Origin of the sequence: Kitasatospora sp. NPDC058218 (genome assembly GCF_042882445.1) — a bacterium.
GTDB lineage: Bacteria > Actinomycetota > Actinomycetes > Streptomycetales > Streptomycetaceae > Kitasatospora.
On the sequence record NZ_JBHVWC010000051.1, the window covers coordinates 1 to 16,908 of the forward strand.

Here is a 16,908-nt window from a genome sequence, read left to right on the forward strand (position 1 = left end):
TTTTTGTGTTTTTTTTGCTGGGGGGGGGGGGGCCCGGGCCCCCGCGCCCCCCCCCCTCCCGCGTTGCCGCCGGGGGCCGTCAGTTCTTGAGCCCCTGGAGGCAGAGGACGTAGCTCAGGGCGGCGGTGGAGGACTCCCGGGTGTAGGTGCTGTCCGAGTTGGGCACGTTGTCGCACGCCTTGTCGTCGCTGGTGGCGAGCATCTTGCGGAGCACCTTGTACTGGGCCCGCGAGTCGGTGCAGGACAGCATCGTGATCCGCGGGTTGGAGTCGTGGGTGGCGCCCGTCCCGTTCTCGTTGCGCAGGCAGTCGCCGGCCTTGGCCCGGTCGATGTCGCTGGGCACCGAGGAGGCCCCGCCCGGGGAGGACGGCTTCGCCGCGCCCGGGGTGGTGATCTCGGGGATGGGCGGCAGCGAGAACGACGGCATGGGCGGCATGGTCACCGCGGTCGGCGAGGGCAGCACCAGCGGGTGGTACGGCGTGGGGCTGCGGTGGTTGGCGCCGAGCAGGGCCCCGGTGGTGATCAGGATGATGAACGAGGTGATCGAGAAGATCGGCAGCAGCAGCATCAGCATGTGCGGCCGCTTGGTCAGCGGGACGCCCGGATCGAGCTGGGGGCCGTGGGTGCCGGGGACCGGCGGCGGCAGGTCCTTGATCTTGTTGTGGGCGGCCAGGTTCCGCAGCAGGGTGATCGGCGTGATGATCGAGGACAGGTAGCCCCACCAGCCCTGGACCAGGGTGCGGGCCGACATGTCGCGGACCACGGCGGTGCCGCAGGTGCGGCAGAACGGCCCCGGCTGCTTCAGGAACCGCATGATGATGATGATGCCCTGGTGCCCGCGGACGGTCGTCTCCACAGCCGGGAAACCACCGCAGAACCGGCAGACCGGCCCGCCCTGCGGCGCCTGCTGGGCGTACCCGGCCTGCTGCGGGTAGCCGTAGCCGGGCGGTCCGGGCTGGGGCGGCGGGGCCTGGGCGGGCACGCCGTACCCGGGCGGCGGCGGTGCGGCCGGGTAGCCGTAGCCGGGCGCGGCCGGCGGCTGGGCGCCGTACGGGTTGCCGGCGGCGTAGGGGTTGCCGTCGGCCGGCGGCGGGGCGCCGTACGGCATCTGGGGAGGCGGAACGGACAAAGGGGTCCCCCGGGGAAAGTCGGTCGGTGAAGGTCGGCGGAAAGGGGTCAGGACTTCTTGACCGGCGGCACACCGGTGGTCAGCGGGCCGAGGCAGAGCACGTAGCGCTTCTTGTTCCAGCGCCGCCCGCTCTTGCCCGAGACCGTGCTGGTCGTCCCGACGGTCTGCTTGCAGCGGGTGGTGTCGGTGCTGTCGGTGAACTTGGCCAGCACCTTGTAATTCGCCTTGGAGTCGGTGCACTTGACGATGTCGACGTCGCGCGATCCGCTGGCCTTGACGCAGTCGCCGGCCTTGGCGCTGCTGACGCTCGGCCCGCTGACGAAGTAGCCGACGATCAGTGCGCCACCGCCGAGCACGGCGACGACGATCTTCAGCTTGGCCTTGGCCCCGGTCTTCCTCGCCGGTTCGGCGGGCTGCGGCGCGACCGGCTGCTGCCCGTACGGGGGCTGCTGGCCGTACGGCGGCTGGTTGCCGGGCGGCGGACCGTACGGAGGCTGCTGCCCGTACGGCGGCTGCTGGCCGTACGGGGGCTGGCCGCCGGGCTGCGGCGCGGCCGGGTAGCCGTACGCCGGCGGCTGACCGTAGCCGGCGGGGGCCGGCTGGGGCGCGCCGTACTGCGGCGGCGGCCCGCCGTACGGCGCTGCGCCCTGCGGCGGTACGCCCGGTCCCGGTGCCTGCGGATAGCCGTACTGCGGCGGCGGCCCGTACGGACTGGGCGGTGTACTCATCAGGTTCTCCCCCGAGACAGAGTGCTGTCGGTCCGACAGATCTGACGTACCTTAGCGACTCACCCGGACGGGGCAGGTTTCGAGGGTGCGCGCGGCCTCAGGACTGCTGGTCACCGGGGAGGGGACCGGTCCGCCGGGCCGCCCGCAGGTAGAGCACGGCGGCGAGCGCGTACACCAGGGAGACGCCCGCGACCACCCCGACCGAGCGGCCGGAGAGCGGCAGCACCAGGGCCGTCACCACCGCGGCGGCCACGAAGGCGACGTTGAACAGCACGTCGTAGATGGCGAAGACGCGGCCGCGGTACTCGTCCTCGACCGACTCCTGGACGACGGTGTCGGCGCAGATCTTGGTGCCCTGGGTGACCACGCCGAGCAGCAGCGCCGCGATCAGGCAGGGCACCAGGGAGAAGCCCAGGCCCAGCGCGGGCACGAAGACCACCGGTGCGGCGAGGCAGAGCGTCATCCAGCCGGCCAGCCCGAGCCGGCGGGTGCACCACGGACTGATCACCGCCGCGAGGAAGAACCCGGCCGCGGAGAGGCCGACCGCCTGGCCCAGGGTGACCAGCCCGGCGGCGCTGTCCGCCGGATCGTTGAAGGTGTAGCGCGCGAGCATCACCACGACGACGATCAGCACGCCGTAGCAGAACCGGGCCGCGGTGACGGCGGCGAGCGCGTGCACCGCGGGGCGGCAGTCCCGGACCAGGTGGGTGACGGCGGCGCCCAGGTCGCGGGCGGCCAGCACCAGCGCCCGTCCCAGCGGGGGGCGGTCGAGGCGGTGCTCGGGGCCCAGCAGGTCCCGGTCCATCCGGCGGGCGGCCAGTGCGGCCGAGAGGTAGAGCACCGCGGCGACGGTGACCAGTGCCGCGTCGGCCTTCGGGCCGGGGGTCATCACCTGGTGCAGCAGGAAGCCCAGGCCGCCGCCGGAGGCCGCGGCGACCGTTCCCAGGGTGGGGGAGAGCGCGTTGGCGGTGACGAGCTGGTCCTGGGGCACGACCCGGGGCAGCGCGGCGGACAGGCCCGCCAGGATGAACCGGTTGAGCGCGGTGACCAGCAGCGCGGAGGCGAAGAACAGGGCGGTCGGCGCCTCGACCAGGAGCAGGGCGCCGGTGACGAGGCCGAGCCCGAAGCGGGCCAGGTTGCCGTAGAACAGCACCTGGCGGCGGCGCCAGCGGTCCAGCAGCACGCCGGCGAAGGGGCCGATCACGGAGAACGGCAGCAGCATCACGGCCAGCACCGAGGCGATGTCGGCGGGGGAGGACTGCTTCTCCGGGGAGAAGACCACGTAGGCGGCGAGCGAGACCTGGAAGACGCCGTCGGAGAGCTGGGAGAGCACCCGGGCGGTCAGCAGCCGGCGGAAGTCACGCCCACGGAGCAGGCCGAGGAGCGTGGCGCGGTGCGCGGTCTGGTCGGTGCTGCCGTTCTCCGTGATCGCCACCCGCCCAGACTGCCATGGAAGGGGCCTGTGTTTCACGTGAAACATTCGCCGGGAAATGGTGAACGGGCCCACGGTGAACCGTGGGCCCGTTCAGCGCCCGGGAGCGCTCGGCTCCCGGTGTTCCGGGCTCAGCACCAGGTACTCAGTACTCGGTGCCGGCACCCGGAACCCGGCGCCCGACGATCGGGATCGTCGCTGGGCTCAGCGCTCGACCTCGCCGCTGATGAACTTCTCGACGTTCTCGCGGGCCTCGTCGTCGAAGTACTGGACCGGCGGGGACTTCATGAAGTACGAGGACGCGGAGAGGATCGGGCCGCCGATGCCGCGGTCCTTGGCGATCTTCGCGGCGCGCACGGCGTCGATGATGACACCGGCCGAGTTCGGGGAGTCCCAGACCTCGAGCTTGTACTCGAGGTTCAGCGGGACGTCGCCGAACGCGCGACCCTCAAGGCGGACGTAGGCCCACTTGCGGTCGTCGAGCCACGCCACGTAGTCCGACGGGCCGATGTGGACGTTCTTGGCGCCCAGCTCGCGGTCACGGATCTGCGAGGTGACGGCCTGCGTCTTCGAGATCTTCTTGGACTCCAGGCGCTCGCGCTCGAGCATGTTCTTGAAGTCCATGTTGCCGCCGACGTTCAGCTGCATGGTGCGCTCGAGGATGACACCGCGGTCCTCGAACAGCTTGGCCATCACGCGGTGCGTGATGGTGGCGCCGACCTGGGACTTGATGTCGTCACCGACGATCGGCACGCCGGCCTCGGTGAACTTGTCCGCCCACTCCTTGGTGCCCGCGATGAACACCGGAAGGGCGTTCACGAAGGCGACCTTGGCGTCGATGGCGCACTGGGCGTAGAACTTGGCCGCGTGCTCGGAACCGACGGGCAGGTAGCAGACGAGAACGTCGACCTGCTTGTCCTTGAGGATCTGGACGACGTCGACCGGGGTCTCGTCGGACTCCTCGATGGTCTCCCGGTAGTACTTACCCAGGCCGTCGAGGGTGTGGCCGCGCTGGACGGTGACACCGGTCGGCGGCACGTCGCAGATCTTGATGGTGTTGTTCTCGCTGCTGCCGATGGCGTCGGCCAGGTCGAAGCCGACCTTCTTGGCGTCGACGTCGAAGGCGGCGACGAACTCCACGTCACGGACGTGGTACTCACCGAACTGGACGTGCATCAGGCCGGGGACCTTGCCGGCCGGGTCGGCGTCCTTGTAGTACTCGACACCCTGCACCAGCGACGCGGCGCAGTTGCCCACGCCCACGATGGCTACGCGAACCGAACCCATTCCGGTTGCTCCCTGTGATCTCATGAGGGCCGCCGGTGCTCGGCGGCGCTCGTCCTGCTTCTTCGATGAATGCTTGACGGGCGCGAGGCGCCCACTCCTACCGCGCGGCACAGGGCTGACGCGGTGTCAGCGCTCCTGGTCGGAGCGCCCCGGGCGGTCGTACGGTGGCCCGGGCGGATCCGGGGATCCGGCCTCCTGGCCACGGCCGTCCGAAGTCTTGTCGGGTACTGCGCCGGCCTGCCCCCGGAGGTCCGCAGGCCCGCCGGTGAGCGGTCCGGTCCGGCCGCTGCGGTTGGCCCGCTCGGTCTCGATCAGCTCGTTGAGCCACCGGACCTCGCGCTCGACCGACTCCAGGCCGTGTCGTTGCAGCTCGACGGTGTAGTCGTCGAACCGCTCGCGGGCCCGGGCGAGCGAGTTGCGCATCCGTTCGAGGCGCTCCTCCAGCCGGCTGCGGCGCCCCTCCAGGACGCGCATCCGCACGGCCCGGTCGGTCTGGCCGAAGAACGCGAAGTGGACGCCGAAGTGCTCGTCCTCCCACGCGTCGGGGCCGGAGTCGGCGAGCAGTTCCTCGAAGCGCTCCTTGCCCTCGGGCGAGAGCCGGTAGACGATCTTGGACCGCTTGCCGTTGAGCGCGGTGGCCGGGACGTACTCGTCGTCCGGGTTGTCCTCGACGAGGAAACCCTGGGCCACCAGGCTCTTCAGACACGGATAGAGCGTTCCGTAGGAGAACGCGCGCAACGTTCCGAGCAGGACGTTGAGCCGCTTGCGCAGCTCGTACCCGTGCATCGGGGCGTCGTGGAGCAGGCCGAGAACGGCGAACTCCAGCACTCCTGAGCGCCTGCCCAATGCCGTCGTCCTCCCTTCCTTCCGGCTGCTTCCTGGTCCGCCGTCTCCGGCGGTATGCCGCTCCGATGTATCGGCTCGATATATCGAGAACAGTAAACCGGGCTCCCCGGTGGAGCAAGGGGGGCACGCGTGAATGTGATCACAAGGCGACGCGCGGGTGCGCTTGGCAACGGGCCTGTAATGATCTGCTGCCGTTTTGCGGGCATTAATACTTGATGCCCGATTAGTTGTATTTCTCGGCTGCGTACGCTGTCGCGTGTGCACGAGGACCACCTCCGGGGTTAGGGCGGTTGCGGGCATCGGACGTGAACCCTGCCTTCAGGCTCGACCGCCTGGCGAGGAGTAGCTGGAACATGAGCGAACGACGGCGGAGGTCTGCCGACGATGGCGGACAGCCCCCGGGCGACAACGGCCGCCCGGACGGAGCCGGACAGGGCGGGCCCGGGCCGGAGAGCCCCGGCCGCAGGCGCCCCGCGGGCCTGCGGGAGACGGCGCAGCAGCCCCGGATGGGCCGTGCCGAGATGCGCAAGGCGGCCCAGAAGGGCGGCAAGCGCGGCGGTGCGGCGGCCGGAGCGGGCGCCGGCGACGGCGGCCGGGGCGGCAAGCCCGGCAAGAAGCGGTTCATCGACTACCCGCGCTTCGGCAAGCAGGGCGTCCGCCGCTGGCTGCCGTCCTGGAAGCAGTGGCTCACCGGCTTCCTGCTCTTCTTCGCCACCTGCGTGGGCGGGGTCTGGTACGCGTACGCGACCACCACCGTCCCGCAGATCCACGACCTGGTGAACGACCAGAACAACATCTACTACTGGGCCGACGGCTCGGAGATGACCCGCAAGGGCGAGACCAACCGTCAGATCGTCGAACTCGCCGACATCAGCCCCAACGTGCAGAACGCCGTCATCGCCGCGGAGAACTCGACCTTCCGCACCGACAGCGGCATCGACCCCATGGGCATGATGCGCGCCGTCTACAACATGGCGACCGGTGGCGAGACCCAGGGCGCCTCGACGATCACCCAGCAGTACGTCAAGAACGCCTACCTGAGCCAGGACCAGACGCTCGGCCGCAAGGTGCGCGAGTTCTTCATCACCCTGAAGGTCAATCAGGAGATGGAGAAGAACGACATCCTGCGGGACTACCTGAACATCAGCTGGTTCGGCCGCGGGGCCACCGGCATCCAGGCGGCCGCGCAGGCCTACTACGGCGTCGACGCCAAGGACCTCGACATCTGCCAGAGCGCCATGCTGGCCGGCCTGCTCAAGGGCGCCGCGCTGTACGACCCCACCAACCCGGCGAACCAGGAGCGCGCGGAAGAGCGCTGGAAGTGGATCCTGGACCGGATGGTCACCACCAAGAACGCCACGGCGGAGGAGCGGGCCAAGTGCACGACGTTCCCCGCGCCGATCCCGCGCAAGCCGCCGGCCAACATGAACGGCGAGATCAGCTACCTGGTCGACACCGCCAACAAGTTCATCATGACCAAGGACCCGACGATCAGCCAGCAGTCGATCGACAAGGGCGGCTACAAGGTCTACACGACCTTCGAGAAGGACAAGGTCGACGCCCTCAAGAAGGCCGTGGACGAGGTCAAGGGCGAGACGCTCAACGTGCAGAAGCGCCCGGACAAGGACAACTGGGTCCAGTTCGGCGCGGCCAGCGTCCGCCCGGGTGACGGCGCGATCGTCGCCATATACGGCGGCGACGGCGTGGAGAACCAGCACTTCGACAACAACGCGGACGCCAAGGGCGTCCAGGTCGGCTCGACCTTCAAGCCGTTCGTGCTGGCCGCCGCGATGCAGGTCGGCGTGCAGACCGCGACCGACGACAAGGGCAAGCCGAAGCGGATCAACGCGGACAGCCGCTACCAGTCCGACGACCTGTCCGAGATCCGCAAGCCGGACGGCTCGCTGGTGATCGGCGACGACGGCAAGCCGTACCGGCAGAAGAACGAGGACGCCGGCAAGCGAGGCTACGTCTCGCTGCGGATGGCCATGCAGAACTCCTACAACGTGCCGTTCGTCCAGCTCAACCAGGACGTCGGCGGGCAGAACGTGGCCAACATCGCCGAGGCGATGGGCGTTCGCAAGGAGAGCTTCGTCGACCCGAAGACCCCGACCTTCGCGCTCGGCACCTCCACGGTCAGCCCGATCCGGATGGCCGACGCGTACGCGACCCTGGCGGCGAGCGGCAAGCAGGCCGAGCCGTACTCGGTGACCAAGGTCGAGGTGAAGGGCGTGCCCCGGCCGGGCTTCAACAAGCCCGAGCTCAAGCAGGCCCTGGAGCCCGCCGTCGCCGACAACGTCACCGACGTGCTGGTGAACGTGGCGAAGAACGGTACGGGTTCGAAGAGCAACGCGCTGGGCCGCCCGGTGGCCGGCAAGACCGGTACCACCGACCAGAACAAGTCGGCCTGGTGGGTCGGCTACACCCCGCAGCTGGCCACCAGCGTCGCGATGTGGCGCGAGGACCCGGCCAAGCACGAGCGGCTGTCGCTCAACGGCACCGGCGGCAAGGACTCGGTGCACGGTGGTGACACCCCGACCGACATCTTCACCCGGTACATGAAGGCCGCCCTGGCCAACGAGAAGAAGATGGACTTCCCGACGCCGCAGCCGATCGGCAGCCAGGTGGACTCCTCCGGCGCCCCGAGCACGGCCAGCCCGTCGACCTCGCCCTCGGCGGCCGAGACCACGGCCCCCACGGCTCCGGACCCCGGTGCCCAGCAGCCGACGCAGCCGCCCGCCACCCAGGGGCCGGCCTGTGTCCCCGGGGTGGACTGCCCGGGCACGGTGCCGACGCAGCCGCCGACCAAGACCCAGCCGCCGACCGGCGGTGGCGGTGGCGGCGGTGGTGGCGGCGGGGCCTCGCCCAGCTGCATCATCCCGGGGCTCTGCGGCACGCCGCAGCCGTCGGCGTCGACCGCTTCGACGGCACCCTCGCCCAGCAACAGCAAGTCGAACAGGCCGACCACCTCGCCCAGTTCGACGGGCGGGGCCCAGCAGGGCGCGGCCCCCTGACACCCGGTGCCGAACGGCGCTGAACGACGGTGAACCGGCTGAACGGCGGTGGCGGCTCTCTTCGGAGGGCCGCCACCGCCGTTTCCGTCGTCCCCGCCCGCTCCGCCGGCCCCGTCGACGTCGTGGGCTCCGTCATTCTCGCCGTTTGGTCCTGAATCGCCGGATCGGCCCGGCGCCCGCCCGGGGGCCTCCTCGTCCAGCCGGGAGAGGTGCGGCAGGATGTCCGGCATGACGTCGAGCGCTCGTGACGAATCCGTCGGCCAGATCGGGCCCATCGAGGCCTCCGGGCCCGCCCCGGCGGCGCCCGCCACGGCCACCGCCACGGCCGTGCCGCCCGCCAACACGGTGGTCGTCCCGGCGGACGAGGACCCGGTGGCCGCGGCCGGCAGTGAGGTGATCGGCGGTCCGCCCGGCCGGCGCGCGCTGCTGGGCGTCTCCTGGTGGATCCCGGCGCGCTTCCTGGCGCTGGTGGTGATCGTCGTCTCGGTGCTGGGCATGGCGCAGAAGCTGCCGTGCTACGACGCCGCCTGGTTCCAGCCGGGTTCGCCGCAGTACATCCACGCCTGTTACAGCGACATCCCGCACCTGTTCTCCGGGCGGGGCTTCGCGGCCGGTCTGCACCCCTACGTGGACCGCATCCCGGGCACCTCGGGCGATCTGCAGTACCTCGAGTACCCGGTGCTGACCGGCCTGTTCATGCAGATCGCGGCCTGGCTGACGCCCGGCGGCGGCTCCGGCCAGCAGCAGGAGCAGTGGTTCTGGGCGATCAACGCGGGCCTGCTGATGGCCTGCGCGGTGGTCGCCGTGGTCGCGCTGTCGCGCACCCACCGGCGCCGGCCCTGGGACGCGCTGATGTTCGCGCTCGCCCCCTGCCTGCTGCTGAACGCCACCATCAACTGGGACCTGCTGGCGGTCGCGCTGGCCGCCGTCGGGATGGCCTGGTGGGCCGGCTCGCGGCCGGTCTGGGCCGGTGTCTTCATCGGTCTGGCCACCGCCGCCAAGCTCTACCCCTTGCTGCTGATCGTCCCGCTGCTGCTGCTCTGCTGGCGGGCCGGGCGCTGGCGCGACTTCCGGGCGATGCTGGGCGGCGCGGTGGGCGCCTGGCTGCTGGTCAATCTGCCGATCATGATCGCCAACTGGCAGGGCTGGTCGACCTTCTACGTCTTCAGCAAGCACCGCACCGAGGACTACGGCTCGTTCTGGCTGATCCTGATGCAGAGCCGGGGCGTCGGCCTGGAGAACCTCGACACCTACATCGCGGTGCTGATGGCGCTCTCCTGCCTGGGGGTCGGCTGGCTGGCCCTCTCGGCGCCCCGCCGTCCGCGCTTCGCCCAGCTGGCCTTCCTGGTGGTGGCCGCCTTCGTCCTGTTCAACAAGGTGTACTCGCCGCAGTACGCGCTCTGGCTGCTGCCGCTCGCGGTGCTGGCCCGGCCGCGCTGGCGGGACTTCCTGATCTGGCAGGCCTGCGAGGTGCTCTACACCCTGGGCATCTGGTCCCACCTGGGCTTCGTCACCGGGCCCAAGCAGCACGGGATCGGCGAGTCCTGGTACCACTTCGCCATCGTGCTGCACCTGCTCGGCACGCTCTACCTGTGCGGCATGGTGATCCGCGACATCCTGCTGCCCGACCGCGACCCGGTGCGCTGGGACGGCACCGACGACCCGTCCGGCGGGGTGCTCGACCAGGCCCCGGACGTCTTCGTCGTCGGCACCGCCCGGCAGCTGCGCGAGGAGGCGAGCTACGCCGGCTACGCGCCGGCCGGCTCCGAGCTGTGGCTCGACGACGAGCCGTACGCCCCTGAGACGGCCGGGAGCACCAAGCCGTAGCGCGGTGAGGGTCCCGTCCGGCGGCCGGACGGGACCCTTCGGCACGCTCTAGCGGTCCACCACGCGGTCGAAGTGCGTGGTGGTGTGCCGGACCTGCAGGACGAGTTCGTCGCCGACCACCGGCGCCTTGGTCTCGTTGTCCAGGAGGAGCAGCGAGACCTGCATGTGCGGCGGCTCGGCGAACCAGAGCTGCTTGCCGGCCCAGTTGAACGGCGACTTGGTCTTGTTGACCGTCGCCAGTCCGGCCCGGGCGATGCCCTTGGCCCGCGAGGACATCCCCTGGACGTACTTGGGTGCCTCCAGGCCGATGCCGTGCGCGGTGCCGCCGGCGACCACCAGCAGATGGCCGTCGGCCGGCGCCGGGTGCTGGCGGTAGCCGTAGCGGTCGCCCTTCGCGACCGGGGTGACGTCCAGCACCGTCGCCCGGACCTCCAGTGCGCCGTGGTCGCCGAGCCAGAGCCGGGTGCCGATCCGGGCCCGGAAGACGGTGTCCGGGTAGCGCTGGGCCAGCTTCTCCATGCCCGCCGCGCCGAGGTGGCTGACGAACACGGTGTGCACGGGGATCCCGGCCGCCCGGGCGGCGTCCACCCAGTGGGCCACCTCGTCCACCGGGTCGGAGCCGTCCGGCCGGTCCATCGGCAGGTGCAGCGCCAGGCCCTCGAAGGAGACGCCGTCCAGCTCGGCGGCGACCGCCGGCAGGTCGGCCGCGCCCACCCCGTGCCGGCGCATGGTGGTCATGCACTCCACCACCACCCGGGCGCCGTGCAGCGCGCGCAGGCCGTCCAGGTTCGCCACCGTGCGGATCACCCGGGCGTGCGGCAGCGGCAGCACCTCCTCGCCGACCCGGTACGGGGTGAGCACCAGCAGCTCGCCGCCGTACCAGTCGGCGGCGTCGGCCGCCTCGTAGGCGGTGCCGACGGCCAGTACGCCGGTGCCGAGCAGGGTCGCCTCCTCGGCGAGCCGGTGGTTGCCCAGGCCGTAGCCGTTGCCCTTCGCCACCGGCACCAGGCCGGGGAACTCGGCCAGGACGGAGCGCTGGTGGGTGCGCCAGCGTTCGGTGTCGAGGTAGAGCGACAGCGTCATCGGGTCATCTCCCAGAGGGTGTTGGGCACGGCGGGCAAGCGACTCAGCGGCGCGACATGTAGAGGTCGAGCGCCTTGTGCAGCAGCTTGTTGAGCGGGAAGTCCCACTCGCCGAGGTACTCGGCGGCCTGGCCGCCGGTGCCGACCTTGAACTGGATCAGGCCGAACAGGTGGTCGTTCTCGTCCAGGGTGTCGCTGATGCCGCGCAGGTCGTACACCCCGCCGCCGAGCGCGTACGAGTCGCGCATCATCCGCCACTGGATCGCGTTGGACGGCTTGACCTCGCGCTTGTGGTTGGCCGAGGCGCCGTAGGAGTACCAGACGTGCTCGCCGACCACCAGCATCGTGGTCGCGGCCAGCGGCTCGCCCTCGTGGTAGGCGATGTACAGCCGCATGCGGTTCGGGTCCTCGGAGGTGAGGGCCTTCCACATGCGCTGGAAGTACGCCAGCGGGCGCGGGGTGAAGCGGTCGCGCTCGGCGGTCACCAGGTACAGCTGGTGGAAGATCGGCAGCTCGTCGTAGCCGCCCTGGACCACCTCGACGCCGCTCTTCTCTGCCTTCTTGATGTTGCGGCGCCAGAGCTGGTTGAAGCCCTTCTGGATGTCGTCCAGCGAGCGGTTGGCCAGCGGCACCTGGAAGACGTAGCGCGGCTGGACGTCGCCGAAGCCGGCGCCGCCGTCCTCGCCCTGCAGCCAGCCGGCCTTGCGCAGTCGGTCGGCCACCTCGAAGGCGCGCGGCTCGTACCAGTCGGCCTCGATGTCGCGCAGGCGCTTGGCCTGCTTGCCGGCGATGGCCTCCTTGATGGTCGGCGCGTTCCAGCGCCGGATCACCACCGGCGGGCCCATCTTCACCGAGAACGCGCCCTGCGACTTGAGGTGCGCCAGCATCGGGGAGAGCCAGCGGTCGAGGTCGCGGTCGAACCAGTCGATCACCGGCCCCTCGGGCAGGTAGGCCAGGTACCGCTTGACCTTCGGCAGCTGCCGGTAGAGCACCAGGCCGGCGCCGACGATCTGGTTGGACTCGTCGATCCAGCCGATCGACTCCGTGCGCCACTCCGCCTTCACGTCGCCCCAGGACGGCACCTGCATGTGGCTGGCAGAGGCGCGGCTCCTGATGAAGGCGAGATGCTCCTCGCGGGTGATCGTCCTCAGGCGCAGGCTCATGCTCGGTGCTCCTCGTCGGTTGGGCTGCGGTGGGCCCCAGGTTCTCGGGCTGACCCTATCGTCCGGGGCCCCGGCGCCCACGGCTGCGGGCGTGGCGGCGCCCCCGTCGCGTACCTGTCTCACCGAGTAGGTACGCGACGGGGGCGCCGAGGGTTCCGGACGGGGGCGGTGGGGTGGCTAGCCGAACAGGCCGCCGTGGGCCATTCCCAGGTAGAAGCCGAACGCGGAGGCGGTGAGGCTGATCACCAGGACGAAGCGTTCGGCCGTGGTGACGGAGACGAACTGTCCCCAGAGGCCGGTGGCGACACCGAGGAGCCCGCTCCAGGAGCTCAGCAGGTGCAGGTTGTCGAAGAACGAGGTCGTGAAGGCCAGCACGCCCAGCAGCAGGGTGATGCCGACCAGGGTGTTCTCGCGGGGGTGCCGGTGGCCGTCGGTGTTCAGGGTGAGGGCGGGGAGCCGGTGGATGGTCTGGGCCATGAGTCCCACCTCCTGGTGGGGAGACGAACGAGCAGGAAACCCGTTCCGTCCAGATTGCGGCGATTGGGGCGCGGATCACAACCCCTATGCATTTTGTTCGGCCGTCCGGGTGCGGGTAGGCTGTGCAGTCTGCACTGGTGTAGTTGTGCCCCCTTGCGCCCTCTTTCGGGTGGACGGGGCTCGAATGTCGGACCCGGCCGCTACGGTGAGCCGGTGTCGTCACTACTCCGGTGCCGACGCTGCACAACCCTCCTGCCACGGAGAGACCGTGGCCGCTGAGTCCAAAGGAGGTGGGTTACTCATGCGTCACTACGAGCTGATGGTCATCCTCGACCCCTCGGTCGAGGAGCGCGCTGTCGCCCCCCTGATCGAGAACTTCCTCACTGTCGTCCGCAACGGCGGCGGCAAGGTGGAGAAGGTCGACACCTGGGGCCGTCGCCGTCTGGCTTACGAGATCAACAAGCAGTCCGAGGGCATCTACTCGGTCATCGACCTCAAGGCCACGCCTGAGGTCGTCAAGGAGCTCGACCGCCAGCTTGGCCTGAGCGAGTCGGTTCTGCGGACCAAGGTCCTGCGCCCGGACACCCACTGAGCCACCTCTGAGGCCTTCGGGTCTCGGGTAGCTCGCGTCCGCTGTTTCACGTGAAACAGCGGTGAACGGAACTCTTCCGGAGAGGTCATCACCACCATGGCAGGCGAGACCGTCATCACCCTCGTCGGCAATCTCGTCGACGACCCCGAGCTGCGCTTCACCCCGTCGGGTGCGGCGGTCGCGAAGTTCCGCATCGCGTCCACTCCCCGCACCTTCGACCGCCAGACGAACGAGTGGAAGGACGGCGAGAGCCTCTTCCTCACGTGCAACGTCTGGCGGCAGCCGGCGGAGAACGTCGCCGAGTCGCTGCAGCGCGGCATGCGCGTCATCGTGCAGGGCCGACTGCGCCAGCGGTCTTACGAGACCAAGGAAGGCGAGAAGCGGACGGTCTTCGAGGTCGAGGTCGACGAGGTGGGCCCGAGCCTGCGTTCGGCGACCGCGAAGGTCACCCGGGCCAACCGGTCCGGCGCTCCCGGCGGCGGCGGCTTCGGCGGCGGCCAGCAGGGCGGCGGCCAGGGCGGCGGCAACTGGGGCGGCGGTGGCGGCCAGCAGGGTGGCAACTGGGGTGGAAACTCCGGTGGCCAGTCCGGCCCGTCCGACGACCCGTGGGCGTCCAGCGCTCCCTCTGGTGGCAACCAGGGCGGCGGCAGCTGGGGCGGCGCTCCGTCCGGTGGCGGCTTCTCGGAAGAGCCCCCGTTCTAAGAGCTGACAGATTTCGTGCGGTCCGGCGGCCGGCGTCGTGAGACGCCTGCCGGGCCGTGAACCCCAAATGGAGCACACAATGGCGAAGCCGCCTGCTCGCAAGCCGAAGAAGAAGGTTTGCGTCTTCTGCAAGGACAAGGTCAACTACGTTGACTACAAGGACACGAACCTGCTGCGGAAGTTCATCTCCGACCGCGGCAAGATCCGTGCCCGCCGGGTGACCGGCAACTGCACCCAGCACCAGCGTGACGTCGCCACGGCCGTGAAGAACAGCCGTGAGATGGCGCTGCTGCCCTACACCAGCACCGCGCGCTAAGAGAGGGTGACCAAGTAATGAAGATCATCCTCACGCACGAGGTGCCGGGTCTCGGCTCCGCCGGCGAGGTCGTCGAGGTCAAGGACGGCTACGCCCGCAACTACCTGGTTCCGCGTGGCTTCGCCATCCGCTGGACCAAGGGCGGTCAGAAGGACGTCGACGCCATCCGTCGCGCCCGCAAGATCCACGAGATCCAGACCCTTGAGGCCGCCAACGAGGTCAAGGGCAAGCTCGAGGGCGTCCAGGTCAAGCTGGCCGTTCGCTCGGGCGAGGCCGGCCGTCTGTTCGGTTCGGTGACCCAGGCCGACGTCGTCGAGGCCATCAAGGCCGCCGGCGGCCCGGCTGTGGACAAGCGCGCCGTCGCGATCGCCTCGCCGATCAAGACCGTGGGCACCCACAAGGTCTCGGTCAAGCTGCACTCCGACGTCCAGGCCAACCTCGACGTCGCCGTCGTCGCTGCCTGAGCTCCGTAGCAGTGGCCCGAGGGCCGGTCTCCCCCTCCCGGGGAGGCCGGCCCTCGGTCGTTCCCGGGCGGGCGCCCACGGGCCCGGGCCCGTACCGGGCCGGCGGGCTCAGGCCCGCACCGCGCCGGTGACCAGCCACTTGCCGCTCCGGGCACGCTTGGCCAGGAACCCCGCGCGGACCAGCATGAACAGGTTCATCGCCCACCAGAGCCCGGCCAGGCCGGTGCCGCTGGCCGGCACCGCGAGGGCCACCGGGGCGAAGACCGCCAGCGTGGCGAGCATCGCCCAGGCCAGGTACGGGCCGTCGCCGGCGCCCATCAGCACCCCGTCCAGCACGAAGACCAGGCCGGAGACCGGCTGGCAGAGCGCGAGCAGCAGCAGGACGGTGTTCAGCTGCCCCTGCACCACCGGGTCGGGGGTGAACAACGGGACGTACAGCGGTCGGGCGGTGACCACCAGCAGGCCGAGCACCACGCCGGAGCCGACGCCCCACTCGATCATCCGACGGGTGGCCGCCTTCGCCCCCGGGACGTCCTCGGCGCCCAGGTGGCGGCCGATGATGGCCTGCCCGGCGATGGCGATGGCGTCCAGCGCGAAGGCGATGAAGAGGAACACCGTCAGCGCGATCTGGTGGGCCGCGATCGCGTCGTCACCGAGCCCGGCGGCGACCGCGGTGGCGATCATCAGGATGGCGCGCAGGCTCAGCGTGCGGACCATCAGCGGTCCGCCGGCCCTGGCGCAGGCCCGGATGCCCGCCGCGTCCGGCCGCAGCGAGGCGCGCTCCCGGCGGGCCCCGCGCACCACCACGAACAGGTAGGCGGCGGCCATCCCGGTCTGCGCCAGGACGGTGCCCCAGGCCGAGCCGGCCACCCCGAGTCCGGCGCCGTACACCAGGCCGGCGTTCAGGCCGAGGTTGGCGGCGAACCCCGCGACCGCCACCAGCAGCGGCGTGCGGGTGTCCTGGAGGCCGCGCAGCACCCCGGTGGCGGCCATCACCATCAGCATCGCCGGGATGCCGAGCGCGCTGATCCGCAGGTACGTCACGGCGTAGGGCGCGGCGGTGGCCGAGGCGCCCAGCAGGTCGGCCGTCCAGGGCGCCAGCAGCAGGGTCAGGGCGACCACGACGACCGACAGCGCGAGGGCGAGCCAGATGCCGTCGATGCCCTGTTGGACGGCGGCCCGGCGGTCGCCGGCGCCGATCCGGCGGGCGACCGCGGCGGTGGTCGCGTAGGCGAGGAAGACGAAGACGCCGGTGGCGGTGGTGAGAGCGGCCGAGGCGACACCCACACCGGCCAGCTGGGAGGTGCCGAGGTGGCCCACGATGGCCGAGTCGGCCAGCAGGAACAGCGGCTCGGCGACCAGGGCGCCGAAGGCCGGGACGGCGAGGGCGAGGATCTCGCGGTCGTGCCGGCGGCGGTCGATGGTGGGGGCGGTCATGGGGTCAAGGCTACTCATCCACAGGTAATGACCGCCAGGTGGTTTGGAGTGTTACTCGAAATCTTGAGCGACCACCGTGTGGCGGTGTGTGTCCACGGCCACCCGGCTGTGTGTGAAGAATTTCTCATGCACAGCCCCGGGAAGAGGTAATCCCAGGTCAGTAAGTTGACTGTGGAGCGATGGTCTGGTTATCCACAGGGCTTTCCACAGGGGCGTCCACAGGTTTGCGGCACTTCTCCACAGCCTCCGGCCGGTCGTCCACACCCCCTGTGGATAACCGCCTTGGCTGAAGGGCTCCCGGCGCCTTAGCGTGGGCTCTCCGCCCGACACTCCCACCCGCCCCGGCGTCCGATTTGTCGGTGCGGTGGCGTAGAAAGAGGGGCGCGGCTCCGCTCCACCCAGCCACCGGCAA

General features: G+C 70.6%; 15 protein-coding genes. 6 read left to right on the forward strand and 9 right to left on the reverse strand.

The window, feature by feature from the left end; translation table 11 throughout:
• Positions 1–79 precede the first annotated feature (79 nt).
• The 5 genes from ACFVYI_RS28810 to ACFVYI_RS28830 all read right to left on the reverse strand — a co-directional run bounded on the left by ACFVYI_RS28810 (position 80) and on the right by ACFVYI_RS28830 (position 5,422).
• Positions 80–1,108: a hypothetical protein gene (locus ACFVYI_RS28810; protein ID WP_387890924.1), complete on the reverse strand. Its 1,029-nt coding sequence runs from the start codon at positions 1,106–1,108 to the stop codon at positions 80–82.
• Positions 1,109–1,176: 68 nt separating this feature from the next.
• Entirely contained in the window at positions 1,177–1,857 is a 681-nt protein-coding gene (locus ACFVYI_RS28815; RefSeq protein WP_387890927.1) for a hypothetical protein, read from the reverse strand.
• 97 nt (positions 1,858–1,954) lie between these two features.
• A complete protein-coding gene (locus tag ACFVYI_RS28820; RefSeq protein WP_387890930.1) occupies positions 1,955–3,292 on the reverse strand; it encodes an MFS transporter in 1,338 nt (445 codons plus the stop codon).
• A 201-nt stretch (positions 3,293–3,493) separates the two neighbouring features.
• A complete protein-coding gene (locus ACFVYI_RS28825; RefSeq protein ID WP_387890932.1) occupies positions 3,494–4,576 on the reverse strand; it encodes an inositol-3-phosphate synthase in 1,083 nt (360 codons plus the stop codon).
• A 126-nt stretch (positions 4,577–4,702) separates the two neighbouring features.
• Positions 4,703–5,422: a helix-turn-helix transcriptional regulator gene (locus ACFVYI_RS28830; protein ID WP_387890935.1), complete on the reverse strand. Its 720-nt coding sequence runs from the start codon at positions 5,420–5,422 to the stop codon at positions 4,703–4,705.
• Between the two features lie 353 nt (positions 5,423–5,775).
• On the opposite strand from ACFVYI_RS28830, the gene ACFVYI_RS28835 reads away from it, so the two are divergent.
• Both ACFVYI_RS28835 and ACFVYI_RS28840 read left to right on the forward strand, forming a co-directional pair.
• Positions 5,776–8,436: a transglycosylase domain-containing protein gene (locus tag ACFVYI_RS28835; RefSeq protein ID WP_387890938.1), complete on the forward strand. Its 2,661-nt coding sequence runs from the start codon at positions 5,776–5,778 to the stop codon at positions 8,434–8,436.
• 228 nt (positions 8,437–8,664) lie between these two features.
• A complete protein-coding gene (locus ACFVYI_RS28840; RefSeq protein WP_387890940.1) occupies positions 8,665–10,263 on the forward strand; it encodes a glycosyltransferase family 87 protein in 1,599 nt (532 codons plus the stop codon).
• 48 nt (positions 10,264–10,311) lie between these two features.
• Here the strand turns inward: ACFVYI_RS28840 and ACFVYI_RS28845 are convergent, their stop codons facing one another.
• The 3 genes from ACFVYI_RS28845 to ACFVYI_RS28855 form a co-directional block, all read right to left on the reverse strand.
• Positions 10,312–11,346: an alanine racemase gene (locus tag ACFVYI_RS28845; RefSeq protein ID WP_387890942.1), complete on the reverse strand. Its 1,035-nt coding sequence runs from the start codon at positions 11,344–11,346 to the stop codon at positions 10,312–10,314.
• A gap of 43 nt (positions 11,347–11,389) precedes the next feature.
• On the reverse strand, positions 11,390–12,508 hold the full coding sequence (locus ACFVYI_RS28850; RefSeq protein WP_360644984.1) for a peptidoglycan bridge formation glycyltransferase FemA/FemB family protein: 1,119 nt from the start codon (positions 12,506–12,508) through the stop codon (positions 11,390–11,392).
• Between the two features lie 177 nt (positions 12,509–12,685).
• Positions 12,686–12,985, reverse strand: a complete 300-nt coding sequence (locus tag ACFVYI_RS28855; RefSeq protein WP_387890945.1) for a hypothetical protein — start codon at positions 12,983–12,985, stop codon at positions 12,686–12,688.
• Between the two features lie 301 nt (positions 12,986–13,286).
• Between ACFVYI_RS28855 and rpsF the strand changes: the two genes are divergently transcribed.
• From rpsF to rplI, 4 genes are all read left to right on the forward strand, one after another.
• Positions 13,287–13,577, forward strand: a complete 291-nt coding sequence (gene rpsF, locus ACFVYI_RS28860; protein ID WP_148643846.1) for a 30S ribosomal protein S6 — start codon at positions 13,287–13,289, stop codon at positions 13,575–13,577.
• Between the two features lie 96 nt (positions 13,578–13,673).
• Positions 13,674–14,279 (forward strand): single-stranded DNA-binding protein, encoded by a 606-nt coding sequence (locus tag ACFVYI_RS28865; RefSeq protein WP_387890948.1) that lies wholly within the window; start codon positions 13,674–13,676, stop codon positions 14,277–14,279.
• Between the two features lie 79 nt (positions 14,280–14,358).
• Positions 14,359–14,595 (forward strand): 30S ribosomal protein S18, encoded by a 237-nt coding sequence (rpsR, locus tag ACFVYI_RS28870; RefSeq protein WP_030304537.1) that lies wholly within the window; start codon positions 14,359–14,361, stop codon positions 14,593–14,595.
• A 17-nt stretch (positions 14,596–14,612) separates the two neighbouring features.
• Entirely contained in the window at positions 14,613–15,059 is a 447-nt protein-coding gene (gene rplI, locus ACFVYI_RS28875; RefSeq protein WP_329488772.1) for a 50S ribosomal protein L9, read from the forward strand.
• 108 nt (positions 15,060–15,167) lie between these two features.
• Here the strand turns inward: rplI and ACFVYI_RS28880 are convergent, their stop codons facing one another.
• Positions 15,168–16,496 (reverse strand): MATE family efflux transporter, encoded by a 1,329-nt coding sequence (locus ACFVYI_RS28880; protein WP_387890951.1) that lies wholly within the window; start codon positions 16,494–16,496, stop codon positions 15,168–15,170.
• Positions 16,497–16,908: the final 412 nt, after the last annotated feature.

Coding starts and splice junctions, on each gene's coding strand:
- ACFVYI_RS28810 (WP_387890924.1), bottom strand. CDS start 1,108: ATGCCGTACGGCGCCCCGCCGCCGGCCGACGGCAACCCCTACGCCGCC.
- ACFVYI_RS28815 (WP_387890927.1), bottom strand. CDS start 1,857: ATGAGTACACCGCCCAGTCCGTACGGGCCGCCGCCGCAGTACGGCTAT.
- ACFVYI_RS28825 (WP_387890932.1), bottom strand. CDS start 4,576: ATGGGTTCGGTTCGCGTAGCCATCGTGGGCGTGGGCAACTGCGCCGCG.
- ACFVYI_RS28835 (WP_387890938.1), top strand. CDS start 5,776: ATGAGCGAACGACGGCGGAGGTCTGCCGACGATGGCGGACAGCCCCCG.
- ACFVYI_RS28840 (WP_387890940.1), top strand. CDS start 8,665: ATGACGTCGAGCGCTCGTGACGAATCCGTCGGCCAGATCGGGCCCATC.
- ACFVYI_RS28845 (WP_387890942.1), bottom strand. CDS start 11,346: ATGACGCTGTCGCTCTACCTCGACACCGAACGCTGGCGCACCCACCAG.
- ACFVYI_RS28850 (WP_360644984.1), bottom strand. CDS start 12,508: ATGAGCCTGCGCCTGAGGACGATCACCCGCGAGGAGCATCTCGCCTTC.
- ACFVYI_RS28855 (WP_387890945.1), bottom strand. CDS start 12,985: ATGGCCCAGACCATCCACCGGCTCCCCGCCCTCACCCTGAACACCGAC.
- rpsF (WP_148643846.1), top strand. CDS start 13,287: ATGCGTCACTACGAGCTGATGGTCATCCTCGACCCCTCGGTCGAGGAG.
- ACFVYI_RS28865 (WP_387890948.1), top strand. CDS start 13,674: ATGGCAGGCGAGACCGTCATCACCCTCGTCGGCAATCTCGTCGACGAC.
- rpsR (WP_030304537.1), top strand. CDS start 14,359: ATGGCGAAGCCGCCTGCTCGCAAGCCGAAGAAGAAGGTTTGCGTCTTC.
- rplI (WP_329488772.1), top strand. CDS start 14,613: ATGAAGATCATCCTCACGCACGAGGTGCCGGGTCTCGGCTCCGCCGGC.
- ACFVYI_RS28880 (WP_387890951.1), bottom strand. CDS start 16,496: ATGACCGCCCCCACCATCGACCGCCGCCGGCACGACCGCGAGATCCTC.